At 71.7% G+C, this 23581-nt stretch carries 23 protein-coding genes; 11 read left to right on the top strand and 12 right to left on the bottom strand.

Annotation, left to right across the window (positions count from 1 at the left end):
- Window positions 1–81 precede the first annotated feature (81 nt).
- The 6 genes from ABZX11_RS12505 to ABZX11_RS12530 are packed head-to-tail and all read right to left on the bottom strand — an operon-like array spanning window position 82 to window position 6966.
- Entirely contained in the window at window positions 82–1401 is a 1320-nt protein-coding gene (locus ABZX11_RS12505) for an MFS transporter (protein WP_354912610.1), read from the bottom strand.
- A 46-nt stretch (window positions 1402–1447) separates the two neighbouring features.
- Window positions 1448–3049, bottom strand: coding sequence for an ATP-dependent acyl-CoA ligase (locus tag ABZX11_RS12510; protein ID WP_354912612.1), 1602 nt, complete (start codon window positions 3047–3049; stop codon window positions 1448–1450).
- Window positions 3046–3357, bottom strand: coding sequence for a zinc ribbon domain-containing protein (locus ABZX11_RS12515; RefSeq protein WP_354912614.1), 312 nt, complete (start codon window positions 3355–3357; stop codon window positions 3046–3048). Before ABZX11_RS12515 ends, ABZX11_RS12510 begins: the two co-directional genes overlap by 4 nt.
- Window positions 3354–4529 (bottom strand): thiolase family protein, encoded by a 1176-nt coding sequence (locus tag ABZX11_RS12520; protein WP_354912616.1) that lies wholly within the window; start codon window positions 4527–4529, stop codon window positions 3354–3356. The genes ABZX11_RS12515 and ABZX11_RS12520 overlap by 4 nt, the downstream gene beginning before the upstream one ends.
- Window positions 4502–6151 (bottom strand): thiamine pyrophosphate-binding protein, encoded by a 1650-nt coding sequence (locus ABZX11_RS12525; protein WP_354912618.1) that lies wholly within the window; start codon window positions 6149–6151, stop codon window positions 4502–4504. Before ABZX11_RS12525 ends, ABZX11_RS12520 begins: the two co-directional genes overlap by 28 nt.
- Window positions 6148–6966, bottom strand: a complete 819-nt coding sequence (locus ABZX11_RS12530) for a cyclase family protein (RefSeq protein ID WP_354912620.1) — start codon at window positions 6964–6966, stop codon at window positions 6148–6150. The genes ABZX11_RS12525 and ABZX11_RS12530 overlap by 4 nt, the downstream gene beginning before the upstream one ends.
- Before the next feature lie 110 nt (window positions 6967–7076).
- Here ABZX11_RS12530 and ABZX11_RS12535 point away from each other — a divergent pair, with 110 nt between their 5' ends.
- Window positions 7077–8024, top strand: coding sequence for a LysR substrate-binding domain-containing protein (locus ABZX11_RS12535; RefSeq protein ID WP_354912622.1), 948 nt, complete (start codon window positions 7077–7079; stop codon window positions 8022–8024).
- Window positions 8025–8190: 166 nt separating this feature from the next.
- On the opposite strand, the gene ABZX11_RS12540 is transcribed toward ABZX11_RS12535, so the two are convergent.
- Window positions 8191–9834, bottom strand: a complete 1644-nt coding sequence (locus ABZX11_RS12540) for a RecQ family ATP-dependent DNA helicase (protein WP_354912624.1) — start codon at window positions 9832–9834, stop codon at window positions 8191–8193.
- A gap of 101 nt (window positions 9835–9935) precedes the next feature.
- On the bottom strand, window positions 9936–10661 hold the full coding sequence (locus tag ABZX11_RS12545; RefSeq protein WP_354912626.1) for an ANTAR domain-containing protein: 726 nt from the start codon (window positions 10659–10661) through the stop codon (window positions 9936–9938).
- 161 nt (window positions 10662–10822) lie between these two features.
- Between ABZX11_RS12545 and ABZX11_RS12550 the strand changes: the two genes are divergently transcribed.
- From ABZX11_RS12550 to ABZX11_RS12580, 7 genes are all read left to right on the top strand, one after another.
- On the top strand, window positions 10823–11149 hold the full coding sequence (locus ABZX11_RS12550; protein WP_354912628.1) for a hypothetical protein: 327 nt from the start codon (window positions 10823–10825) through the stop codon (window positions 11147–11149).
- Between the two features lie 11 nt (window positions 11150–11160).
- Window positions 11161–11961 (top strand): MBL fold metallo-hydrolase, encoded by an 801-nt coding sequence (locus ABZX11_RS12555; protein ID WP_354912630.1) that lies wholly within the window; start codon window positions 11161–11163, stop codon window positions 11959–11961.
- Between the two features lie 34 nt (window positions 11962–11995).
- The gene (locus ABZX11_RS12560; protein ID WP_354912632.1) at window positions 11996–12235 is read left to right on the top strand and encodes a hypothetical protein; all 240 of its coding nucleotides are present in this window, start codon (window positions 11996–11998) and stop codon (window positions 12233–12235) included.
- An 88-nt stretch (window positions 12236–12323) separates the two neighbouring features.
- The gene (locus ABZX11_RS12565; protein WP_354912634.1) at window positions 12324–13190 is read left to right on the top strand and encodes a manganese catalase family protein; all 867 of its coding nucleotides are present in this window, start codon (window positions 12324–12326) and stop codon (window positions 13188–13190) included.
- Window positions 13191–13537: 347 nt separating this feature from the next.
- Window positions 13538–14344, top strand: a complete 807-nt coding sequence (locus tag ABZX11_RS12570; RefSeq protein WP_354912636.1) for a hypothetical protein — start codon at window positions 13538–13540, stop codon at window positions 14342–14344.
- Window positions 14344–14772 carry a phage holin family protein gene (locus ABZX11_RS12575; protein WP_354912638.1) on the top strand — a complete coding sequence of 143 codons (429 nt, stop codon included), beginning with the start codon at window positions 14344–14346 and terminating at the stop codon, window positions 14770–14772. The genes ABZX11_RS12570 and ABZX11_RS12575 overlap by 1 nt, the downstream gene beginning before the upstream one ends.
- The gene (locus tag ABZX11_RS12580; RefSeq protein ID WP_354912640.1) at window positions 14769–15377 is read left to right on the top strand and encodes a DUF3618 domain-containing protein; all 609 of its coding nucleotides are present in this window, start codon (window positions 14769–14771) and stop codon (window positions 15375–15377) included. Before ABZX11_RS12575 ends, ABZX11_RS12580 begins: the two co-directional genes overlap by 4 nt.
- Window positions 15378–15572: 195 nt before the next feature.
- Here ABZX11_RS12580 and ABZX11_RS12585 read toward each other — a convergent pair whose 3' ends face one another.
- Window positions 15573–16400, bottom strand: a complete 828-nt coding sequence (locus ABZX11_RS12585) for an LLM class flavin-dependent oxidoreductase (protein ID WP_354912642.1) — start codon at window positions 16398–16400, stop codon at window positions 15573–15575.
- 217 nt (window positions 16401–16617) lie between these two features.
- Here ABZX11_RS12585 and ABZX11_RS12590 point away from each other — a divergent pair, with 217 nt between their 5' ends.
- A complete protein-coding gene (locus ABZX11_RS12590) occupies window positions 16618–17652 on the top strand; it encodes a LysR family transcriptional regulator (RefSeq protein ID WP_354912644.1) in 1035 nt (344 codons plus the stop codon).
- On the opposite strand, the gene ABZX11_RS12595 is transcribed toward ABZX11_RS12590, so the two are convergent.
- The gene (locus ABZX11_RS12595) at window positions 17586–18440 is read right to left on the bottom strand and encodes a carbohydrate-binding protein (RefSeq protein WP_354912646.1); all 855 of its coding nucleotides are present in this window, start codon (window positions 18438–18440) and stop codon (window positions 17586–17588) included. The genes ABZX11_RS12590 and ABZX11_RS12595 overlap by 67 nt on opposite strands.
- A 302-nt stretch (window positions 18441–18742) precedes the next feature.
- Here ABZX11_RS12595 and ABZX11_RS12600 point away from each other — a divergent pair, with 302 nt between their 5' ends.
- Window positions 18743–19300, top strand: a complete 558-nt coding sequence (locus ABZX11_RS12600; protein ID WP_354912648.1) for a helix-turn-helix domain-containing protein — start codon at window positions 18743–18745, stop codon at window positions 19298–19300.
- On the opposite strand, the gene ABZX11_RS12605 is transcribed toward ABZX11_RS12600, so the two are convergent.
- Together ABZX11_RS12605 and ABZX11_RS12610 are read right to left on the bottom strand one after the other, a co-directional pair.
- Window positions 19301–19810, bottom strand: a complete 510-nt coding sequence (locus tag ABZX11_RS12605; protein ID WP_354912650.1) for an RICIN domain-containing protein — start codon at window positions 19808–19810, stop codon at window positions 19301–19303.
- A gap of 138 nt (window positions 19811–19948) precedes the next feature.
- Window positions 19949–21325, bottom strand: a complete 1377-nt coding sequence (locus ABZX11_RS12610; RefSeq protein WP_354912652.1) for an amidase — start codon at window positions 21323–21325, stop codon at window positions 19949–19951.
- A gap of 218 nt (window positions 21326–21543) precedes the next feature.
- Between ABZX11_RS12610 and ABZX11_RS12615 the strand changes: the two genes are divergently transcribed.
- A complete protein-coding gene (locus tag ABZX11_RS12615) occupies window positions 21544–23499 on the top strand; it encodes an NPCBM/NEW2 domain-containing protein (protein WP_354912654.1) in 1956 nt (651 codons plus the stop codon).
- Window positions 23500–23581: the final 82 nt, after the last annotated feature.

The following is a 23581-nucleotide window of genomic DNA, read 5'->3' on the forward strand; positions in this document are numbered from 1 at the left end:
ACCAGCGAAATCGGTCGCAACCGCACGGTCGTCGGCCACCCGGAGGTGACCGACGACCGTGCGGCACACCGGGGTAAGCCGCTATTCCCGCACTCCGGCGGGCGGCAGCTTCAGCTCCGGCGCAGGCACGGCGTCGCGTTGCACCGTCTCGCGCGCGAAATACACCGAGACAAGCGTGATACAGCCGAGAAGCACGAGGTACAGCGAGATGGGCCAGGAAGCACCGGTGGCCGCCAGCAGCGCGGTCGCGATGAGCGGTGACAGGCCGCCCGCGAACACCGAGGCGAACTCATGTCCCAGTGCGATGGCGCTGTAACGCGATGTCTTGCCGAACAGCTCGGTGAAGAAACTCGGCTGGGTGCCGATCATCGCTCCGTGGCCGATGCCGATGGCGATCGTGAAGGCGAGCCAGACGAGCGCGGGAGTTCCGGTGTCCAGCAGCCAGAAGAACGGGAACGCAAACACGATCAGGGTCGCCGCTCCGGCCATGTAGACCGGGCGGCGGCCGATGCGGTCGGACAGGGCACCGAAGCCCACCATCGAGGCGGCTTCCACGACGTTCGCGACGATGATCCCGGTCAGCAGCAGGCCGTTGCCGACCCCGATGTGCTTGCCGTAGGCGAGGGAGAAGACCAGGAAGACGTACGACGAGCCGTTCTCCGCCAGGCGGGCGCCCATCGTGATCAGGATGGTCCGCGGATGGGTGCGCAGGGCGTGCAGGATCGGCAGCCGTTGCTTGCCGCCCTTGTGCTGGACGCTCCGGAACTCCGGTGTCTCCTCGATCTTCAGGCGGATGACGAGACCGACCAGCGCGGGCACGGCGCCGAGGAGGAACGGCAACCGCCAGCCCCAGGACAGGAACGCCTCCTCGGGCAGGGTCTGGACCGCGGCGAAGACCGCGGCGGAGGTGACGAAGCCGAGGTTGATGCCGACCTGGCTCCAGGCCGAGTAGAAGCCGCGGCGTCCGGCGGGGGCGTGCTCGGTGATCATCAGGACGCTTCCGCCCCACTCGCCGCCGACCGCGATGCCCTGGAGCAATCGCAGCACGATGAGCAGGACCGGCGCCCACACCCCGATCTGCGCGTAGGTGGGCAGGGTGCCGATGAGGAAGGTGGTGAAGCCCATGACCATCAGGGTGATCACGAGCATGGGTTTGCGGCCCAGCCGGTCGCCGAAGTGACCGAAGATGATTCCGCCGAGCGGGCGGGCCGCGAAGCCGACGGCGAAGGTGCCGAAGGAGGCCAGCGTGCCGGCGAGGGGGCTGGCGTGTGGGAAGAAGAGGGTGCCGAGCACCAGGGCGGAAGCGGTGCCGTAGAGGAAGAAGTCGTACCACTCGAGTGCGGTTCCGGTCAGGCTGGCGATGGCGACCTTGCGGATGGACTGCGGTGCGGTGGGGCTCATCTCGTCACCTCTGGATGAGGACGGTGGTCGGGTTCGGTGGCGGGTATCAGGGGCCGGGAACGGGGCCCGCGGTGTGCTGGTCGCGCCGCAGGACGACGCCGGCCGCCTCGCGGTCCCAGTCGGCGCGGTCGGCTCCCCACTCCCTCAGCAAGGTCTTGCGCACCTTGCCGTTTTCGGTCAGCGGCAGTTCCGGGCACAGCGCCACGAAACGGGGAATCGCGTAGTAGGCCAGCCGGGGCTCGCAGAAGGACACCAGCTCGGCGAAGTCGATCTGCTGCCCCTCGACCGGGACCACGGCGGCCATCACCTCGTCCTCGCCGAGTTCGGAGTCCACCGCGTACACCGCGACGTCACGGACCCCGGGGTGCTGCGCGAGGACGCTTTCGACCTCGACGGAGGAGATGTTCTCGCCGCGACGGCGGATCACGTCCTTGATGCGGTCGACGAACCTGATCCACCCGTCCGCTTCGATCACCATCCGGTCGCCGGTGTGAAACCACAGGTCCTGCCACGCGGCGACGGTGGCGTCGGGCATGCGGTGGTAGCCGGAGGCGAAGGCGAAGGGCTGCTCGCTGCGCAGCAGCAGTTCGCCCGGGGTGCCGGGAGGAACGTCGAGGCCGTTCTCGTCGACGATCCGGGCGGAGAACCCCTCCTGGAGGCGTCCGACGTATCCCGGCCGCTGTTCGGTCCGGCTCGCGGAGATCACGGCGTTGGTCTCGGTCGAGCCGTAGCCGTCGATGAGGACGACGCCGAACCGCTCCTCGAACTCCCGCAGCAGCCCGGCGGGGGTGGCCGGCGCCAGTGCCGCGGTCACCCGGTGCGCCCGGTCGTGTTCCCCGGGCGGCCGGCCCGCCAGGATGCTGATCATGGCGCCCAGCAGGTAGGTGAAGGTCGCCCCGCTGGCCGCCACGTCCGACCAGAAGCCGGAGGCGGAGAAGCGCGGGCCGATGACGTACTGGGCCCCGCTGACCAGCGCCTGGCTGAACGCGTTGAGCGCGTTCGTGTGGAACAGCGGCAGGCAGGTGTGCAGCACGTCGGCCGAGGTGATGCCGAGCTGGGCCGTGACATTGCGGCCCCACCAGTAAAACTGGGCGTGCGGGCAGACGACGCCCTTGGAGACCCCGGTGGTGCCCGAGGTGTAGAGGATCACCGCGGGATCGCCCGGGCCGGCCGCCACCGGCTCCACGGCGCGGCCGCCGTCCGGGATCACGTCGACCGGAACCGGCAGCACCGAGCCGACGTCAGCCTCGTCCAGCAGCCAGATCTGGCGCAGCTCGGCGGTGCCCGGCAACGCCTCCACCTGGGTCAGGAACGGGTGTTCCAGCACCAGCAGTTCCGCTTGCGAGTTGCTCAGGATGTGGTGGAGCTGCTCGCCCCGCGCCGCGGTGTTGATCGGCACCGCGACGGCCCCGATCCACGCGCAGCCCAGGATGAGGTCCAGCAGCTCGACCCGGTTGGCCGCCATCAGCGCCACCCGGTCTCCCCGTTCCACCCCGTGCTCGCGCAGCAGGCCGCCCGTGACGGCGACCCGGTCCAGCATCTCGGCGGCGGTCCGCTGCGTGTCCCCGCAGCGCAGCAGCACACTGTCCGGAGTGGACTCCGCGCGCCATCGCAGCAGTCCGGGAACGCTCGCACGACTGAGGTTCATGACAACTCCTCTCGGGGCAGGCTGATCGGCGGGACGAAGGCGACGGGACGGCCGGACGCGCCGGGGTCGTCGGTGAGCTCCACGACGTCCCCCGGCTCGACCGGGCCGTGCAGCCTGGCCACGAGCAGCGGTTCGGGATCACAGGCCACCGACGCGATGACGACGTCGCCGAGGTGGGTCAGCTGCTCGACCACCCCGCGCTCGACGCCGACGGGCACCAGATCGTCGCCCCCGCAGCGGGGGCACAGCAGCCGGGCGGGGAACCATCGGCCACCGCACGTCCGGCAGTTCTGCACGAGCACACTCATCCGGCTGCCTCCAGGAGCCCGGCGGTGGCACACGCGCCGTAGCGGTAGAGCACCATCCCGTATCCGCTGAACAGGCCGAGCCGGGCATCGACCTGCCGTTCCCCCGCCTGGCCGCGCAGCTGGCGGACGACCTCCACGAGTCCGTGCATGCCTCCCGCGGAACCCGGCTGGCCCGCCGAGAGCTGTCCGCCCGAGGTGTTGACCGCGAGCTCGCGGGTGGCGAGCCGCTCGGCGACGAAGGCAGGCAGCTCGCCCCCGGCGGCCAGGCCGAGATCCTTGAGCTGGGCCAGCGCCATGGCCGGGTAGTCGTCGTACACGCTGACCACGTCGACGTCGGCGGGCCCGTGGCCGGCGGTCTCCCACAGCTCGGGCGCGCAGGCGGCCAGGCCGGTGACCAGTCCGTCGCCGGTCTGGTCATCGGTGTTGTAGCGGGCCGAGACGGCCAGCACCCGGGCCCGCCGCGTGCCCGCGGCCCGTTCGTCGGCCGCGACCACCACGGCATCGGCGCCCGTGACCGGCGGGACGCAGTCGTACCGGCCGAGGGGTTCGGCGACCATGGGCGCGTTCAGGTAGTCGTCGAGCGTCAGCGGCGTGCGGTAGACGGCCCCGGGGTTGAGCGATGCCCAGGCCCGTTGCGCCACCGCGAGCCGCCCGTAGTCGGTGCGCGTGAGCCCTTCGGCCGCCATCTGACGCTGGGTCAGCAGCGCGAAGAGGGCGTTCGGTCCGAGCATGTCGAGCGGCACCAGCTGCTCGGCGGTCGCCCGGTTGTATTCGGCCACCATCTTGAGGTGCACCTGCTGGTCCATGAGATCGCCGGCCACGAGCACCACGACCGAGGCGTCGCCGGACTCCACGGCCCGCACGGCGTGCTGCAGCATCGTGCCCGCGCTCGCCCCGCCGTTGGTGTCCTGCATCAGCCACCGCAGCCGCAGCCCGAGCCGCCAGGCCAGGTCGACGGCGTGGTCCGGGCCGAGGGTGAAACTGCACGCACCGAAACCGTCCACATCGGAGGTCGAGAGGTTCGCGTCGGCGAGAGCGCGGCGGACGGCGTCGGCGAGCACGCCGTCCGTGGTCGTGCCGGACGCCGGATGCCGGGTGTAGGGCGACTCCCCGGCGCCGATGACGGAGACGCCGCTGGGACGCCTCAGTGCCCGAACGCTTCCTGCAGCCACCAGGACCCCCCATCCGAGGTGATCTTGGCGTCCAGCACCAAGGGACGGACCGGGCCGGCCGACAGCCACTCCTTCACCGCGTGCACGTCCTCGGGCCGCCGGACGGTCAGCGCGTCGCACCCGTGTCCCCGGGCGAGCGCCGCGATGTCCACGTCGGGGAAGGTCACCGAGTCGACGCCGCTCGCGCCGGACCCGAAGTGGTGCACCTCGGCGCCGTACATGGCGTCGTTGTAGACGACGATCACCATGGGCAGGCCCAGTCGCACGACGGTTTCGAGCTCCGACAGGCCCATCAGGAAACCGCCGTCACCGCAGCCGGCCACGGGCAGCCGGTCGGGCCGCGCCAGCGCGGCCCCGATCGCGGTCGCCAGGCCCAGGCCGACGGACTGGAACGCCTGGGTGAAGCAGAACCCGTACTCGTCGGGCACGTCGAGGTACATGCTCGGGTAGCCGAGGAAGTTGCCCGAGTCCACCGAAACGATCCGCTCGGCGGGCAGGATGTCGTTGAGCGCGACGGTCAGGCTGCGCGGGTCGACCCGCCCGTCCCCCGACGCGTCCTCGAAGGCGACCTGGTTCCAGCGCAGGCCGGAGCGGATCCGCTCGGCCACGTCCGGAGTGCGGTAGCCCGTGCGCCCACCGGGCGAGTTCGCCCGCAGCCACGCGGCCGTGGCCCGGGCCGTTCCCGCGACACCGCCCCACAGCCCGAGGTCCACCTCGCGGTGCACGCCGATGGCGCCCGGTTCGATGTCGACCTGGACGACGGTCGCGTCCGGCGCGATGAGCCTGCCGTGCCGCATGGTCCACATGTTCAGCGCGCAGCCGAAGCCCACCAGCAGGTCGGCGCCGGAGATGAGCTCGGCCGTCAATGGCGAGGAGAAGCCACCGGAGACGTCGATGTTCCAGTCGTCGCCGTTGAACATCCCGCGCGAGACGGCGGAGGTGGCCAGGAGCGCGCCCGCCTCGGCGGCCAGTTCGCGGACGGCTTCCCCCGAGCCCGGGGAGCGGCCGCCGCGTCCGACGACGAAGACCGGCCGCTCGGCGCGTTCCAGCAGCTCGGCGAACGCAGCTATTTCGCTGTCGTCGGGCCGCGGTTCGACGACCCGGCGGTACTCCCGGGGCGGGGCCTCCGCGTCCAGGAGCGCGTCCTGCACGTCGAGCGGGACGTTGAGGACGACCGTGCGCCGCTGGTTGCGGCAGATCGCGAAGGCCTGCGCCACGTCGTCGAGGGCGGTCCGGGGAGACCGGACGCGGAGGGCGACCGCCCCGATTCCGACGGCGATCGCCGCCTGGTCGAGCGCGAAGTTCGACTTGGGATCGGTGGCTTCGGCGGTCAGCACCAGCAGTGGCGTCCGGCTCTTCGCGGCCTCGGTGATGCCGGTGAGGGCGTTCGTGTAGCCGCAGCCCTGGTGCAGGGAGAGCACGGCGACCTCGTCGGACATCCGGGCGTACGCGTCCGCCATGGTGGCCGCGCCGCCTTCGTGCCGGGCGGCGACGAAGCGGGCACCGCCGCGCACCATCGCGTCGGTGAAGTGGAAGTTGCCGCTGCCGACCACCCCGAAGACGGCGCGGACGCCGAGGTCGGTGAGCAGCCGGCCGATGGCCTCGTGGACGAGTGTGGTCACTGGGCTACTCCGTTTTCCACGAGGTTTTCCACCAGGGCCAGGATCCGTGCCGGACTGCCGGACCCACCGGCGATGCGCAGCGGAGCGACGATCAGGACGGCGCCGGTGACGGGCAGCCGGTCGAGGTTCTGCAGCTGGGTGACCCCGTACTTGCCCGCGCCCAGCAGGTGGTGGTGCACCGGGAACTGCGGGGTGAAGGTGAACGCCTGCCCGGCGTCGGTCCCGACCGTCTCCACCCCGAGCCCGGCGATCGGTGCCTCCTCGGCCAGCCAGCGGGCGCATTCGGGCGTGATGCCGGGCGTGTGCGGCCCGCTCTCGTCGGCGTTGAGGAACAGCTGCTGGTCGTGCGAGCGCGCGGCCCAGCCGGTCCGGTAGAGCAGCCAGCCGCCCGCCGGGAGCGGGCCGTGGTGGTGCTGCCACTCCTCGAGGTGCTCGACCGTCAGCAGGAAGTCCGGGTCGGCGGCGCACTCGGCGGACTTGTCGACCACGACCGCGGGCGCGGCCAGGCGCCGGACCGGTACGTCGGCGACGTCGCCCTTGTCGGCGCCGGTGACCCAGTGGCACGGCGCGTCGAAGTGGGTGCCCACGTGCTCACCGGTGTGGATGCCGTTCTGGTAGGACGTGCGCCCGCGCTCGTCGTACCGGGCCAGCTCCTCCAGCTCGAAGCGCGGAATCGGGGCCATCTCCGGGGGGAGGTCGAGCACGGGCGTCGACGGCGACAGGACGGCGGTCAGGTCGACCACCTCGACGCCGCCGGACGCCAGCGCGGACGTCAGGCCGCCCAGCGGGCTCTCTGCGGTGGGTGTCCAAGACATGGCCACATCATTTGGCAGAGATCCGGCCTTGACCAATGCTTCTCCGGTCGCCGCTATGCATGATTGGGTATACCGGGGCCCAACGCTATGTTACAGAGAGATGTCGAGACATGAACGTGGACCACATCCTGGACGGCCGGCTGAAACTGCGTCACCTGGTTCTCGTGACCGTCGTGGCCGACGAAGGCACCCTGGTCGGCGCGGCCAAGGCGATGCACGTCACCCAGCCGGCGGTGACCCGGAGCCTGCAGGAGGTCGAGGCGATCATCGGCGTCGAACTCTTCGCCAGGGGGCCGCGCGGCGTCCGGCCGACCCAGTACGGCGACGTCTTCATCGAGCACGCCCGCGCGGTGGTGGGCAATCTGCAGGCCGCGGCCGAACGCATCCAGGGGCTCCAGCGCCTCGGCATGGAGCCGGTCCGGGTCGGCACCATTCTCGCCGGCGCGTACTCCCTGCTGCCGCAGACCCTGATCCGGCTCAAGAAGGCCCACCCGCACCTCACCGTCTCGGTCGTCGAGGCGATGCCCGAGGAGCTCGGCCTGCAGCTCTCCCGAGGCGAAGTGGACGTACTGGTCGGCAGGCTCCAGCCATCGAGCCCGCGCACCACGCTGCGGCACGTGCGGCTTTACGAGGAACCGGTCCGCCTCGTCGTCCGGCACGAGCACCCCTGCCTCGACGCACCCACCAGCGACATCGAGGACCTGATGGACCTGCCGTGGATCCTGCCGGGCCGGAGCAGCCAGCTGCGTCACGAGATCGACGAACTCTTCGGCCGCCGGGGCCTGCCGCTCCCCGCGAACATCATCGAGTGCTCGACGATCCTCACGCTGAGGACGGTCCTGCTGGAGACGGACGCCGTCGCCCCGCTCCCGATGCTGATCGGCGCACGGGACCCGCTGCTGGCGGTGTTGCCCCTGCCGCTCGAGACGGTGCCGCGCGAGATCGGCATCACCACGCTCGCCGACCGGCGGCCGTCCGCGAGCACCCGGCTCCTGATCAAGGAGATCGTCGCGGTCGCCAGGGGAACCGACCCGGTGCTGCTGGAGGCACAGCGATGACCGGACCGGCAGCAACCCGGGGGAACCGGTGTATCAGTGGTCGGCTCGGGTACGCCCGGCAAGACCGCCGCGGCCGGTGAAAGGAACCGACGAAGGCGGCTTTCCCAGGGTGCGCCACAGGATCTTCTTGCCCTCGATCTCCATCGCGATCCTCTCCAGCCCCCGGTCAATCCCCGTCGACGGCGGAGAGCAGGCCGTGCTCGAGGACCGCGGACGTCGACAGCGTCTTGTAGCCGTGGTCGTCGAACACGACGGTCACCTTCTCGTCGTCCGCGGTCATCACCATGCCGCGGCCCCACTCCCCGTGCTCGACCACGCTGTTGACCGCGAAGGCCCCGGCCGGGAGTGCTTCGGCGGTGCCGGCGATGCAGGTGTCGCAGTTTCCGCAGGGCTGCTCGAGCTGCTCGCCGAAGTAGCCCAGGAGGAACTGGCGGCGGCACCCGGTGGTCTCGGCGTAGCCGCGCATCATCTCGATGCGCGACCGGATCAGCCGCTGGTGGGCTTCGGCGGCCTCGACACCCCGCTCGACGGCCTCGCCCGGGTCCACTTCGGAATCGCGGTACTCGAGGCGCCCGTCGGCGGTGACGCCGACCACCCCCGTCTCTTCCAGCAGGTTCACCGCCCGCGTGCGCTGGGCCGCCGAGACGTCCACCTCCCGGCCGAGTTCGGCCGGCTCCAGGGGCGTGTCGTGCCCGGCGAGGGTGGTCGCCACCTCCGCCAGTGCCTGTTCAGGCGCCTTCGCCGCGGTGAGGAACTTCTGCCTGCCCAAATCCCGCGGCCGGTGGTACAGCGTGATTTCCGCCGGTTCCCCGTCCCGGCCGGCGCGGCCGATCTGCTGGTAGTACGTGTCGAGCGACTCCGGCGCCGCCGCGTGCAGCACGAACCGCAGGTCGGCCTTGTCGATCCCCATGCCGAACGCCGAAGTCGCCACCACCGCGTCGAGATCGCCGCCGGAGAACTCTTCGTGCACGCGTTCGCGGTCGGCCGCCTTCATCCCGGCGTGGTAGGCCGCCACACGGACACCCTCCGCGGCGAGCTCCTCGGCGTAGGTTTCGGCGTCCTTGCGGCTGGTGACGTACACCAGTCCGGGGCGGGTCGCGGGGTCCGCGGTCAGCGCGCGCGTCCGGGTGATGACGGCCTGGTGCCGGTCGTCGTCGTTCGGCAGCGGGTCGACGCCGAGGCGCAGGTTGGGCCGGTCGAAACCGGCGAGCACCTCGCGGTGGTCCCGCAGCCCCAGCCGGGCCACGATGTCGGTGCGGACCGGCAGCGCCGCGGTCGCGGTCAGCGCGATCACCCGCGGGTGCCCCAGCCGCTCGATCACCGGCGCCAGGCGCAGGTAGTCCGGCCGGAAGTCGTGGCCCCACGCCGAGACGCAGTGCGCTTCGTCCACCACGAACAGGGAGACGCCCAGCTCGGCGACCGCATCGAGCACCTCGTCGGAGGCCAGCTGTTCCGGGGACAGGAACAGGTACTCGGCGTCGCCCGTCCGCAGCGACTCCCACGCGTGCTTGCGGTCGGCCGCGCGTTGCGCGGAATTCAACGCGACGGCGGCCGGGGCGCGACTGTCCTCGATGCCTTCGATCTGGTCGTTCTGCAGCGCGATCAACGGCGACACCACCAGGGTCGGGCCGTCCAGGAGCAGGGCGGGCACCTGGTAGATCGCGGACTTGCCGGCGCCGGTGGGCAACACGGCGAGCACGTCGTGCCCGGCCATCACCTGCTCCATCGCGGCCAGCTGCTCGTCGGTCAGCTGCGACCAGCCGAACTTCTCCGCCGCGATCCGCTGGAGTTCGTCGCGTCTTCCTGCCATCCGCCGCAAGTACCCGCACCCGGCGCGCGAAAACAACACCGACCGGCGACGAACGCACGGCCCGGGCTGCCTTCCTCTGCCGTCCCCGCGGCTACCCGGTGCTAACCCCCGCGGATGACGCTGTCCAGAAGAGCCCGGGCGACGTCGTAGAGCTTGGTGTTGGTCTCCTGCGACAGTCGCACGAGGATGGCGAACGCCTCGTCGGGGCCGCAGCCGCGTTGGCCGATCAGGACACCTTTCGCCTGCTCGATGACGCCGCGGGTGCGCAGCGCCTCGCGGAGGTGCCGGTTCTCGCGCCGGACCTCGCCGTTGGCGTGACGCAACCGGGACGCGAGCTGCACGGCCTCGTACAGCCGGCGGGGCTGGTCCGGTGGCCACCCGGTCCCGTCGCCGTCGGTGAGCGCCGCGTCGAGGTCGGTGACGTCTTCGACGTGGTGCAGGATGCCGGCGATTCGGCCCTCGGCGTCCCGCAGCGGGACGTTCAGCGGCGCCCACACCTTCGGCACGAACCGGGACCGGTCCTCGGGGTCCGGGACGTCGTAGCGTTGCAGTCCCATGTAGTCACGGCGCCCGCGGCGCAGCACCCGTTCCAGCGAACCGGACAGGTTGGTGACACCGTCGGCGTCCGCGTCGGCGGGGTTGTCCGGGAAGGCGTCGAACAGGTACGTGCCGGCCAGCTCGGCGGCCGCGGTCAACGTCGCGTCGGTGTAGGCGGGGTTGGCGGCGTGGATCCGCAGGTCCGGGTCGAGCACCAGGTACGGGGCGGCCGTCGCCACGAAGGCCGGATCGGCGGCGATCGCGTCCAGCACCGTGCGCGACATGGTCATCGTTCCCCTCCACCCGCGTGAGACCGATCGCCGGTGGTCGACAAACCGGCCTGCGTGACGCCCACTACTGCCCATTCGGGGCAGCGGTGAACCACGCTCCCGCGCACCCGGCAGCGTCGGTGCCGTCGTTTGTCCACCCCCGCACCGGGTACCGGAGGGTCATGTCCCTCAGCACGGCGTGCACGGTCTGGCAGGTGCGGCTCGTCGACGGCTCACGGTACCGGGTGCGGTACTGCTGCCGCGGCGGCCCCGCCGGCACGTTCGACCTCGTGCTGCCCCGCCGGTCACCCGCGTTCGCCGGCCTGCCCCCGGTCGACGACGCCACCCTGGTGCTGGCGGCGGCCGGGCTGGTCCTCGACGGCGGGCTGCGAACCGGTCTCCCGCTGCCGCCGGAAACCGACCTGGACACGCTCACCCGGACGGACCCGGACTTCGTCCCGGAACTCCGCGGGCGGCTCGGCGCCGTCCCCGAGCCCGCGTCGACGTGAAAGGACGACCGATGTCCGAGGTTCCCGGCGGCGACTCCCTGATGTTCGTCGGGACCGCCACCACCGTGCTCCGGCTGGGCCCGTTCACGTTCCTGACCGACCCCAACTTCCTCCACCGCGGCCAATGGTCCTACTTCGGACAGGGCCTGTTCTCCCGCCGCCGCACCGAACCCGCGCTGCAGCCGGCCGAGCTGCCGCCGCTGACCGCCGTGGTGCTCTCCCACCTGCACGGCGACCACTTCGACCGGATCGCCTCCCGCGAACTGCCCCGTGACGTCCCGATCCTCACCACGAAGCACGCCGCGACCCGGCTGCAGCGCCGCGGCTTCCACGCCCCGCTCCCGCTCGCGACCTGGATGAGCGAGACCTTCACCGACGGCGACGCCCGGGTCACGATCACGTCCGTGCCCGCCCGCCACGCCCCCGGGCCGATGCAGCGCCTCCTCCCACCGGTGATGGGCAGCGTCATCGAGTACCACGCCGGCCCGGACGCCACCCCGCTGCGGATCTACCTCAGCGGCGACACCGTGCTGCACGACGAGCTGCGCACCATCCGCGAACGCTTCCCCGACCTCGACCTCGCCGTGGTGCACCTGGGCGGCACCCGGGCGTTCGGCGTCCTGGTCACCCTCGACCACCGCGGCGGCGTCGACCTGCTGAACCTCCTCGAACCACACCGCGCGGTCCCGGTCCACTTCGACGACTACGGCCTCTTCCACTCGCCGATCTCGAACTTCCTCGAGGAAGTCCGGATCCGGAAACCGGCCACCCGGGTCCACCTCCTGCAGCGCGGCGAGTTCCTCCCCCTCTGACAGCGGGTTCCCGACGACGAATCAGGAGGACGACATGAAGGTGACCATCGAGGACCTGCGCCGCCTGCTCGGGTCCGGGCTGGCCGACCCGGTGCTGGTGTTGATCGGCGGCCGCATGGAGGTCGAGGCGGCCGACAGCGAAACCGCCGGCGCCAGCGACGTCATCACCCGCACCGACCTGCAAGCGCAGCTGGACGGCGAAGAGGCAACCGACCACGAGCTCGAACTGATCGCGGCGACGCTCACCACGGCCGTCGTCCAGCGCGGTGGCTGAGCCGCATTCACCCCGCGCGGTTAACCGTCCGCTAACCGGGAACGCCTCCCCCGACCACCGGACACCGTCCGCGACCACGGAGGAAAAGTTGTTCCGTCACACCAAGCTCCTGCAGTTCGAAGCCAAGCCCGAGAAGCCGGATCCCGTCTACGCCCACAAGCTCCAGGAACTGATCGGCGGCGCGTTCGGCGAAATGACGGTCACCATGCAGTACCTGTTCCAGGGCTGGAACTGCCGCATCGAAGGCAAGTACAAAGACCTGATCATGGACACCGCGACCGAAGAAATCGGGCACGTCGAAATGCTCGCCACCATGGTCGCCCGCCTCCTCGAAGGCGCCCCCGCGACCGCCACCGCCGAAGCCGTCAAGGACCCGGTGATGGCCGCCGTCCTCGGCGGCATGGACCCGCAACAGGCCATCGTCGCCAGCGGCGGCGCCCTCCCCGCCGACAGCAACGGCTACCCCTGGAACGGCAAATACATCGTCGCCTCCGGCAACCTGCTCGCCGACTTCCGCGCCAACGCCGCCGCCGAAGCCCAAGGCCGGCTGCAGACCGCCCGGTTGTACAACATGACCGACGACCCGGGCGTCAAGGCCATGCTGAAGTTCAACCTCGCCCGTGACACCGTCCACCAAAAGCAGTGGCTGGCCGCCATCGAAGAACTGAAGGCCGACGGCCTCGAGGACGACATCGCCCCCAGCGCGCTGTTCGACGAGGAAGACCAGACCCACAACCACACCATCTGGCACCTCTCGGACGGCCCCGACGGCGCCAAGGGCACCAGCTGGACGACCGACGCCGGCATCGAGTACCTGATGGACCCCGAGCCGCTCGGCGGTCCCGGCACCGCGCCGAAACCCGACCCGGCGCTCTACGGCACCTACGCACCGCTGCAGGACGCCAAGGGCACCGCGAAGGGCAAGGCCAAGTCGCTCAAGAACAAGCTGACCTGATCCGAAAGCATCGCGCCCGGCCTGTGGTCGAATCCGCAGGCCGGGACTTCGCGGTCAGCCCTGGATCCCTTCTCTGCCGGAAGATCATCCGCAGCGCTGAGAAGGACCCGGCACGCCGGCCCGGATCCGCGTCGCCCGTTGGCGGCGCGGCCCCGGGCGGCGTCGCCGCGTTCGTCGACGAGACGGTGTTCCACCAGCTTCTGTTCCGGCACAACCACCACCTCCGCGAGCGGGCTACCCGCTTTGCGGCCGGACACTCGTGCCGGTTTATGCAGGGAGCCCCCGGGTAGCCCGCGGCTCTACGAAGCCAAGGGCACCGGAAGTGCCTCTCCCGCAAGGAGGTCGAGATGACACAGGGATCCGGCGGCCAGTCGCCGCCGTCGACGACGGAGACCGCCAAGGACGAAGCCCGCGAGGTCGCCACCACGGCCGCCGATCGCGGCGGCGACGTCGCGCAAACCGCCGCGCACGAAGCGAAACACGTCGCAGAGCACGCCCAGCGGGAAGCGCGCGACCTGCTCCGCGAAGGTCGCGAACAGCTGCAGTCCCAGGCGCGTGACGGCCAGCGGAAGGCGGCCGAGAGCCTCCACCAGCTGGCGGGCGAGCTGGACCGGATGGCCGAGCAGACCGACTCCCCCGGCGTCGCCACCGACATCGCGCGGCAGGTGTCGCACCGGACGCGGTCGGTCGCCGACTGGCTGGAGCACCGCGAACCCGGCGACCTGCTCGGCGAGGTGCGCCGCTTCGCCCGGCGCCGTCCCGGGACGTTCCTGGTGGGCGCGGCGGTCGCCGGTGCCCTCGTCGGCCGGCTCACCCGGGGTGTCGTCGCCCAGCAGCAGGAGAACTCGGGCGGTTCCCCGAACGGGCAGGCGGCCGCGGCCACCCCGGCGCCGAACCCCGGACCGGCCGGGGCCCCGCCGGTGCCCTCGGCGCCCGGTCCGGGCGGGACGGGGTACCCGCCGCCGGTCGCCCCGGGCGGGTACAGCGCGCCCCAGCCGGGTGGCCCGGTCAGTCCCGACGGCCTCATCGAACCCCAGCCCGACGCGCCGCCGACCACGCCCGGCGGGTTCGCCGCGCCCCAGCCGGGCGGCTACCCGGCACGGGAACCTCTCCCGCAGCCCAGCCGGCACACCGCGCCCGGGCAGGTGCCGTGATGACCCAGTCCCCCGGCCCCGCACCGCAGGCGAGCCCGCCCGTCGACGTCGCCGACAGCTCGGTCGGCGAGCTGATGTCCAACGTCATGAAGGACCTCTCCGCCCTGGTGCGCCAGGAGGTCGAGCTCGCCAAGGCCGAGACGAAGGCCGAAGCGAGCAAGGCGGCCAAGGGCGCCGGCATGTTCGGCGGTGCCGGCTTCGCCGGCTACATGGTCCTGCTCTTCCTGTCCGTCGCCCTGTGGCAGGGCCTCGAGAACGTGATGGACGGGGGCTGGGCCGCGCTCATCGTGGCCGCGGTGTGGGCGATCGCCGGCGCGGTCCTGTACGCCACCGGGCGCAGCGAATTCCGCCGGATCAACCCGAAACCCGAACGCACCGTCGAGACCCTGCAGCAGGTCCCCGACGCACTGAAAGGCGAACGAGCATGACCGAACCGGACCGGATCCGCCGGGAAATCGAGACTACGCAACGAAATCTGAGCACCGACGTCAACGCGCTGACCGAGAAGGTCAGCCCCGGCCGCATCGTCGAACGCCGGGTCGGCCGGGTGCGGGCGGCGTTCGGGACCGCGAAGGAGCGCGTCATGGGCACCGCGGACCACCACGCATCGGTCGCCGCCGACAAAGCGGGCTCGGTCGCCTCGACGGCGCAGGACAAGGTCAGCTCGGCGGCCGACGCGGTGTCCGAAGCCCCGCAGCAGATCCGCCGCAGCACGCAGGGCAATCCGCTGGCGGCCGGCCTGATCGCCTTCGGCGCCGGCTGGCTGGTGTCGTCCCTGCTGCCGGCCAGCGAGCCGGAACGCAAACTGGCCGGTCAGGCGACGGACCTGGCGCGCGAGCAGCTGGCCCCGGTCGCCCAGCACGCGGCGGAGGAACTCAAGGACAACCTGCGCGAGCCGGCGCAGAAGGCGGTCGAGTCGGTGAAATCCGAAGCCGCCGACAGCGCATCGACGGTGCAGGAGGAAGCCCGCGCGGCGACCGGCGACGTCACCGACCGCGCCCAAGAGGCACAGCACAACGTGCGGTCGTCATGAGCCCCGGCACGGCGCGTTCACCGGGAAGGACGCGCCGTGCCGGCCTCCGGTCAATCCCGGTCGACGGCCGGTCTTTAGGGGTTCACCGTACCGTCCATAGTGGACCTTTGGGCGGCGTCTGGGGTCCGTCGGGCTCCTAGACTGCCGCCGTGCCGGCGCGTGAGGGTGTCGCACTCGGGGCGCAGGCTTTCGCGGTCACCGTCCGGCCAGCTCGGCAACGACCGGCGCAAGAACACCGGCGGCCTCGGCACCGACCACGAAGTAGGAGAACCCGATCTCCTCCCGCCGCCGGTGGATCTCCTCGGCAGCGGCAGAAGGATCACCGGGCAGGAACGCCAGCGAGTCCGCGGCCCGGACGGCGGCGGCGTCGGTGTCGGGTCCGGCCATGAACGCGGCGACCGAGTCGCCGACCACCGGCACGTGCAACGCCAGTTCCGCACCGCGGCGGTTGTCGAATTGTTCTACCCGTTGCGTCGTCTCGGCCCGTGTCTCGATCTGGGGCATCACGAAGGTGACGGTGTCGGCGAGATCCGCGGCGAGCGCTTGCGCCTTCGGGCCGCCCACCGCCATGACCACCGGCGTGTGCCGGTCCGGCCCATCGAGGTCACGCAGCGCCGCGACCACCTCACGCACCTGGCTCAGCCGATGGCCCGCCGGGGTGGCCGGCAGCCCGAGCTCACGGAGCTGGTCGGCGATCCCGGGCCGGCCGGTGCCGATGCCCATCTCGAACCGACCCTCGGTCAGCACCGACAACGAGTGGGCCTCCCACGCGGTGATCCACGCGGGCCGGACCGGAGACGCGTACACCCAGGTGCCCACCCGCAGGCCCGTGATCGTCGCCGCCACCGCGAGCGCCGGCCCCGGTGCCGGCTGCCACTGCGGTACATCGGGCAGCAAGATCGTCGAGTAACCGCTGTCGGCCAGACCACGCAGCTGATCGCGCCAGGCCGGCAGGTCAGCGGTGATCGGCGCCACGACCCCGAACCGCAACGGCCTGTTTTCGCGTGCGGAGACATCCGACATGGTGAAGCCCTTCCCCTGCGGCCCGGCCCGGTGCCGAGCTCATCCCTACCACGAACGAGCGACCGCGCATCCGACACAACGCGCCAAGCCGGCGTGGACACTAGGCAGTCCGCCCGGCGCATGGCCTCCGGAGCACGAGCCGCCACCTGGGTCCGGTCGAAGCCCCGTCCGACTCGAGTCGGATGTCCCCGCTGATCAAGCCGCCTACAGTGGGAGCGTGGAGCTGGAACTGCGCCACCTGCGCGCGCTCGTGGCCGTGGCCGATGCGCGGAGTCTCACCCGGGCCGCCCGGCTTCTCCACGTCTCGCAGCCCGCCCTCTCGGGGCTGCTGCGGCGGGTCGAACAGGCCGTCGGTGGGACGCTGTTCGTCCGGTCCCCCAGCGGGTGCGTTCCCACCCGGCTCGGTGCCGACGTCGTGGCGGACGCGCGGGGCGTGCTGGCCGGGGTGTCCGCGCTGACCGAGCGGATCGGAGAACGGCGGGCGCCCGCCGGGCCGGTGCGCGTCGGCGGGTACTGCGGTTTCCTGCACCTCGCGGTGTCCCGCTGGCTGCGGGAACGGCCGTGGAGCCACGGGGTCGGCGTGCACGAGGACCCGGACGAGTCCGCCACCCTCGCCCAGCTCGCCGCCGGCGGGCTGGACCTCGCGCTGGTCTACCTGCCGCCGCTGCCCGGCTTCGTGATCCCCGACGGCGTCGAAACGCTGGTGGTGCACCCCCGGGAGCCGGTTTTCGTCATCCTCGCGCCCGACCACCCGCTGGCCGGGACGCGCGCGGTCCCGTTCGCCGGCCTCGGCGAACACCCGTGGGCCGACGACCCGCCGGGCACGACGCGGTGGTCGGCGTACCTGCAGCGGGAGTGCCGCCGCCACGGCGTTGCCCTCGACCAGCCGCACCGGCCGCAGTGCCTCGCGACGCTGCTGGACCTCGTCGGCGCAGGCATGGCCGTCGCACCCGCGCTGGCGACGCGCCGGGACCGGCCCGGCACCATCACCGTGCGGGCCATCGAAGGCGCACCCCTGTGGCAGGAGCTGCGGCTGTGCTACCGGCCGGGCACCCCGGTGGCGGCGCACATCGAGGAGATCCACGCGGCCGTCGTCGCGAGCTACGCCGGCCGGCAGGGCTGCAGCGCCGCGTTCGACACCTGGTGGCACGCGGGCGGCCGCGAGCTGCTGCCGGCCGGCTGCGCTCAGACGGTGACGCGCCAGGTGCTGTTCGGCGACGGCACGTCGAACCGCAGGGTCGAGCAGTCGTAGTCGGCCGGGCGCGGGTTCGCCGTCGGCTGCAGCGGCGAGTTCGACGGCGACGCGGCGACCCAGCGGCCGCCGATCCGCAGCTGCAGCGAGCTCGACTCGAAGACCGCGCCGCGTGCGTCCGAGCAGTAGTAGGCGTTGCCGGTGGCGGGATTGCGGGTCGAATAGAGCTCGAAGATGTCCCAGCCTTCGTTCAGCGAGCTCTGGTCGCTGCCGCTCTGGCTGAACAGCGTGTCCCACGCGCCGGTCTTCACGTTGCGCAGCGAGGCCGTCCAGCTGTTGCCCGCCGAACTGGTCCGGACCTCCTGGACGGTGTAGGCCGGGTGGCCGTTCACCGTGCTGGTGTAGGTGGCCAGGAAGGCGCTGTCGATCGGGACGACCTTCGCCGGCGACACCGAACGGCACCAGTCCCAGGCCCAGACCTGCGCGGCTTCGCCGAGCCCGTACGCGGTCACGACTTCGATGCACGAGTGCCCGGTGGGCTTCATCGTCGGGGCGTAGACGACGTCGGAGCTGTTCGAAATCCGCAGGCCCGGCGTGATGCTCTGGGTGACGACCACACCGTCGGCGCCGGAGGACAATTGCGGTTCCGGACCCCAGAACGTGTGCCGCTGCGCCAGGGACTGCGGTTGGCGCAGCTGGCGGAACTTCTCGGCCATCGGCCCGGCCGCCGCCCGGGCGGCGGCGCCGGTCAGGCCGGGCACGGTGCCGCCCGGCGCCGCGGACACCGGGGCGGCCACCGCGATGGTGGTCACGAAGGCACAGCAGAGAACGGCAAGCAGCTTCCGCATCGGCGCGTCTCCCTCATCACGGGGCGGCCGGGAGTCCACCCACGGGGATCCGGATGCTAGGACGCGCTTTCCGTTGTGCGGCACCGACTTTCGGCGGGTCGGCGGCATCGCGGCCGGTCGGCGCGGGCATGACTTCCGCCGCCGCCAAGTGTTATGCCGCCGTTCGGAGCACGCGGCCGGGACCGCCGTGATCTCCGCACCCCTCTCCTCCTTGTTCCCGGGGCAGCTGTCCGCGCAAAGACGTCCTGGGAGCTGCCCGAAGGGCCGTTTCGCCGGCTCGCTCGATCCTTTGGACTGGGCGGGTGGCCGGAAGAGGAGTACTGCAAGGGGCGTTCGCCGTGCTCGAAGCGCTCAACGCGCTGGGCGGCGACGCCGGGCTCGCGGAGCTGGCGCGGGCCGTCGGCTTGCCGAAGACGACCGCGCACCGGCTGCTCGGCCAGCTCGTCGACTTCGGCGTCGTCGAGCGCGCACCCGCGGGCTACCGGACCGGCTCGCTGCTGTTCCGGCTCGGCCAGTCCTGGGAACCGGAACTGCGTGAGCTGGCCCGGGATTGGCTGCCGGTGCTCGCCGCGCGGATCCGGGCGGGCGTCCTCCTGGTGGCGCCGGGCCTGGTGGTGATCGACGGCACCGACGTCCCGGCGGGCACGGTGCTGCCGCCGGACAGCGCGGCCGGACGGCTGTGGACCGGAATCCGCGGTTTCGCCGTGGACGCCGGAAGTGTGGCCGTGCCGGTGCGCGCACCGGACGGCAGCACGGCGGCCGGGCTGGTCGCCGTGCTGCCGCCGGGACGTGGCCCGCAGCCGGTGGTGGCCGGGCTGATGAGCACCGCGCGCGCGTTCGGCGCGGCGCTCACCGCCTGATCAGAGCACGCCCCAGCGCTGGTTGGCCTGGCCGCCGCCGAGGTTGTCCCACAGCTGCGTCGGCGTGCCGTTGTGGCCGAGTTCCTGCCACACCGCGTCGAGCACGCGCGAGTTGTAGACGTTCTGGATCGTGTAGTTGCGGTAGCCGTCCTGGAAGACCCACCAGACCTGGTTGGTCTGGCCGCCGCCCAGGCAGTCCCACAGCTGGATCGGGGTGCCGTTCTGCATCGGGCCCCACCGCGCGTCCAGGCAGCGCCCGCTGACCGAGTCGACGACCTGGTAGCGGCTGTCGTAGGCGACATAACGCAGGTACCACTTGTTCGTGACCTGCCAGCAGTCCCACAGCACGACCGGGGCACCGTTGCCGGTGCCCTGCGGCATCAGGCAGCGGCCGCTGTAGTTGTTGGTGATCGGGTACGGCCCGTAGTCCGCGGCGTTCGCGGACGGGGCGACCAGCCCCGCGAACGCCACCACGGTGGCCACCATCGCGGCCCGCTTCTTCCAGCTCATCGACGCTCCCCACATCGGAACCTTTCCCCGACCATGCCGGATCCCCGCGTCGGCGTGGGGTGTCGTTCCGGTCAGCGGGCCCGATCCCGCCCCTTCGGGCGGCCGCGGCGGCCTGGGTGATCGGCGCCCGGGGACGCCTCAGGGCCGGAGGGGCGGGCGACGGCCGCGGACCGGGCTGACCGATTCGAGTCGTTCGGCCAGTGCGAGGAGGTCGTGGTCGGCCCACCAGCCACCGACGAGCTGGACGCCGATGGGCAGGCCACCCGCGGTCGTCCCGAAGGGCAGCGAGACGGCGGGCAGGCCGGTGAGGTTGAACGGCACCGTCGCCCGCATGACGTTGCGGGCCGTCACTTTCTCCCCGCCGACGACGTAACCGGACTGCGCGTGTGGCGGCGCCGGGATCGTCACGACCGGGCAGACGAGCACGTCGTAGTCCCCCAGCCAGCCCGCGAACGCCGACCTCAGCTGTTCCACCTCTCGCTCGGCGGCGAGGTAGTCGGCGAGCGTGACCTCGGGTGCCTGGAGCGTGCGCGCGATCACCGGGTGCAGCTCCGCTTCCCGGCCGGCTGTGATGCCGCGCAGGTAGGGCAGCATCTCGGCGGTGAACAGCGTCGCCGAAATCCGCGTGCAGTCGTGCTGGGCGAGCCACGGGATGCCGACCTGCTCGACCGGGAACCCGAGGCTCGACAAGGCCGTGGCCGCCGCGGTCACCGTGCCGGCCACCTCGGGGTCGATCGGGCCGAACGCGTCGGTGGTCCAGCCGATCCGGACGGGCCCGCCGGGCCGGGCGGCGGCGGGCAGGGCGACGGCGTAGGGGTCCAGCCCGTCGGGGCCCTCCAGCAAGGACAGTGCCAGGCGCAGGTCGCGCACGCTGCGCGCCATCGGGCCGGTGTGCCACCACCGCCGCAGTGCGTGCGGGAAATGACCGGTGCACGGCACCCGGCCGTGGGTGGGTTTGATCGAGGCGATGCCCGTGTCGTGGGCCGGTCCGCGCACCGAGATCGCGACGTCACTGCCCAGGCCGAGCGGCGACAGACCCGCCGCGATGGCCGCGGACTCGCCACCGCTGGAGCCGCCGGGGGTGCGCTCCGGATCGTAGGGGTTGAGCGACCGGCCCGCGATCAGGTTGTCGGTCTCGGTCCAGTACGACATCTCCGGCAGGTTGGTCTTCGCCAACGGGATGCCGCCCGCGGCCCGCAGCCGGGCCACGGCCGTGGCGTCGGCCTGCGGCACGTGATCGGCGAACAGCGACGACCCCCGGGTGGTCCGCACACCCCCGGTGTCGAACGAGTCCTTGATCGTGAACGGCACGCCGCCCAGCGGCCCGGGACGCGGGCAAGCGGCAGCGGCGAGGGCCTGCTCGCCCAGCACGGTGACGAACGCGTTGACCCGCTCCCCCACCGCCTCGACGCGATCCAGATGCGCCCGCACGACCTCGACCGCGCTGACCTCGCCGACGGCTATCAGGCGCGCCAGCTCTGTCGCGTCGAGCCAGACCAAATCCGTGGTGACCATCATCGATGATCGTAATGACGGGAGTCGGCGCCCGAGTCGCCCCGCGCCCGAACTTCGAGCACCGCGGCCACGAGCACGGCCGCCCCGTGGCAGGCCGGCGGCGCAACGGAATTACCTACTAACGGACGTAGCCGCCTGAACCTCCGTCGTGTTGATTGTTGAGTGAGTCTGCGCAAAGTTGCGCGTTCCTGGAGGTAATCGTGCGTCGTCTTGTTGGAATGGCCGTCGCGATAGCCGCCTGCTCCTCGGTGGTCACGGTCGCCCAAGCCGTCCCCGCCGCAGCCGCGGAGCCGGCCTACTTCGCTGCCCAGCGCGTCGGCGAACGGCCGCCGATGGGCTGGAACAGCTGGAACCGGTTCGGCTGCGACATCAACGAGGACCTCGTCCGCGGTGCCGCCGACGCACTGGTGTCGTCCGGCATGAAGGACGCGGGCTACCAATACGTCAACATCGACGACTGCTGGGCGGAACAGAATCGCACGGCCGAGGGCAAGCTCGAACCCAGCCACGAACGCTTCCCCCACGGCATCAAGGCCCTCGCCGACTACGTCCACGGGCTCGGCCTGAAGCTCGGCATCTACACCAGCGCCGGCACACTGACCTGCCAGAACACCATGCCCGGCGCGCTCGACCACGAGGAGGCGGACGCCCAGTCCTTCGCCGATTGGGGCGTCGACTACCTCAAGTACGACAACTGCAACAACCAGGGCCGGCCCGCGGTCGAGCGCTACACGAAGATGGGCGACGCGATCAAGAAGACCGGCCGCCCGATGATCTACGCCCTCTGCGAATGGGGCGAGAACAAGCCGTGGACCTGGGGGCTCGACGCCGGTGCGCAGCTGTGGCGCACCACCGGCGACATCAGCGACAGCTGGGGCAGCATGACCGGCATCCTCGACCAGCAGGTCGGCCTGGAGAAGTTCGCGGGCCCCGGCGGCTGGAACGACCCGGACATGCTCGAAGTCGGCAACGGCGGCATGACCGACGCCGAGTACCGGTCGCACTTCGCGCTGTGGGCACTCCTGAACGCGCCCCTGCTGGCCGGGAACGACCTGCCCGCGATGTCACCCGACACCCGGGCGATCCTCGAGAACAAGGACGTCATCGCGCTGGACCAGGACTGGGCCGGCACCCAGGGCCACAAGCTCCGCGACGACGGCGACACCGAGGTCTGGGCGAAGCCGATGTCCGACGGATCGGCCGCGGTCGTGCTCTTCAACCGCGGGCCGGCCAGCACCACCATCAGCACCACGGCGGCGGAACTCGGTCTCGCGGGCCGCACCTTCCGCGTCCGCGACCTCTGGACCGGCACGGAAACCGAAACCGCGGGCACCCTCCGCGACGCCGTCGCGTCCCACGACTCGTCCGTCTTCCGGGTCTGGCCGTCGACGCACCCGTCGGCCGCGCCGATGACGACGCTGGCCCTGCCGGCGCCGGACTACGTGCCCGCCGACCGCCCGCTGACCACAACCCTTCAGGTCACCAACGACGGCAGCACACCGATCACCCAGCTCCGGGCCACCGTGGCGACGCCCGTCGGCTGGCAGCTCGACGGCCCCGGCACGTTCACGGTCCCGGCCGTGGCCCCGGGGAAGTCGTGGCAGCAGCAGATCACGTTCAAGCCGGTGGCGCCGGGTGGCGAGCGCGTCAGGCTGGCGGCCAAAGCCGACTACTCCACCGCGTGGGGCAAGCGCGCCTTGGGCTCGGAAGGCACTTCACCGCTCGTCTCCCGCCCGTCGTCAGGCACGACGGCGTTGTCCAAGGCCCCGTGGATGTCGTCCGAAAACGGCTGGGGCCCGGCCGAACGCGGCACGAGCAACGGCGAAAGCCGGCCCGGTGACGGGCGCCGGATCACCATCGCCGGGGTCGGCTACGACGACGGCATCGGCGCCCACGCCCCCTCGAGCGTGCGGGTCTACGTCGGCGCGTCCTGCACGTCCGTCGGCGCCCTGGTCGGGATGGACGACGAGAACTCCGGCGGCAGCGTGGCGTTCCGCATCCTCGGTGACGGCAAGGAACTCGCCGCGACGGGCGTCATGCACCCCGGCGACAAGGCACAGGCGCTGTCCGCGCAGCTGACCGGCGTCCAGGTGCTGGAACTGTCGGTGACCGACGCCGGCGACGGCAACACCAACGACCACGCCGACTGGGCGAACGCGATGATCACCTGCTGAGGCCGCCAGCCGTTTCCGTATCAGCACCAGGACCCCGCCGCTCTGCTTTCGTGACGGCCGTCCCCGGTCGTCACCTTCGGAA

It is taken from the genome of Amycolatopsis sp. NPDC004169 (assembly GCF_040610315.1).
GTDB lineage: Bacteria > Actinomycetota > Actinomycetes > Mycobacteriales > Pseudonocardiaceae > Amycolatopsis.

Coding starts and splice junctions, on each gene's coding strand:
- ABZX11_RS12560 (WP_354912632.1), top strand. CDS start 11,996: ATGAAGGTGACCATCGAGGACCTGCGCCGCCTGCTCGGGTCCGGGCTG.
- ABZX11_RS12570 (WP_354912636.1), top strand. CDS start 13,538: ATGACACAGGGATCCGGCGGCCAGTCGCCGCCGTCGACGACGGAGACC.
- ABZX11_RS12555 (WP_354912630.1), top strand. CDS start 11,161: ATGTCCGAGGTTCCCGGCGGCGACTCCCTGATGTTCGTCGGGACCGCC.
- ABZX11_RS12550 (WP_354912628.1), top strand. CDS start 10,823: ATGTCCCTCAGCACGGCGTGCACGGTCTGGCAGGTGCGGCTCGTCGAC.
- ABZX11_RS12510 (WP_354912612.1), bottom strand. CDS start 3,049: ATGAACCTCAGTCGTGCGAGCGTTCCCGGACTGCTGCGATGGCGCGCG.
- ABZX11_RS12535 (WP_354912622.1), top strand. CDS start 7,077: ATGAACGTGGACCACATCCTGGACGGCCGGCTGAAACTGCGTCACCTG.
- ABZX11_RS12575 (WP_354912638.1), top strand. CDS start 14,344: ATGACCCAGTCCCCCGGCCCCGCACCGCAGGCGAGCCCGCCCGTCGAC.
- ABZX11_RS12545 (WP_354912626.1), bottom strand. CDS start 10,661: ATGACCATGTCGCGCACGGTGCTGGACGCGATCGCCGCCGATCCGGCC.
- ABZX11_RS12595 (WP_354912646.1), bottom strand. CDS start 18,440: ATGCGGAAGCTGCTTGCCGTTCTCTGCTGTGCCTTCGTGACCACCATC.
- ABZX11_RS12515 (WP_354912614.1), bottom strand. CDS start 3,357: ATGAGTGTGCTCGTGCAGAACTGCCGGACGTGCGGTGGCCGATGGTTC.
- ABZX11_RS12605 (WP_354912650.1), bottom strand. CDS start 19,810: ATGAGCTGGAAGAAGCGGGCCGCGATGGTGGCCACCGTGGTGGCGTTC.
- ABZX11_RS12610 (WP_354912652.1), bottom strand. CDS start 21,325: ATGGTCACCACGGATTTGGTCTGGCTCGACGCGACAGAGCTGGCGCGC.
- ABZX11_RS12585 (WP_354912642.1), bottom strand. CDS start 16,400: ATGTCGGATGTCTCCGCACGCGAAAACAGGCCGTTGCGGTTCGGGGTC.
- ABZX11_RS12540 (WP_354912624.1), bottom strand. CDS start 9,834: ATGGCAGGAAGACGCGACGAACTCCAGCGGATCGCGGCGGAGAAGTTC.
- ABZX11_RS12505 (WP_354912610.1), bottom strand. CDS start 1,401: ATGAGCCCCACCGCACCGCAGTCCATCCGCAAGGTCGCCATCGCCAGC.
- ABZX11_RS12530 (WP_354912620.1), bottom strand. CDS start 6,966: ATGTCTTGGACACCCACCGCAGAGAGCCCGCTGGGCGGCCTGACGTCC.
- ABZX11_RS12615 (WP_354912654.1), top strand. CDS start 21,544: ATGGCCGTCGCGATAGCCGCCTGCTCCTCGGTGGTCACGGTCGCCCAA.
- ABZX11_RS12580 (WP_354912640.1), top strand. CDS start 14,769: ATGACCGAACCGGACCGGATCCGCCGGGAAATCGAGACTACGCAACGA.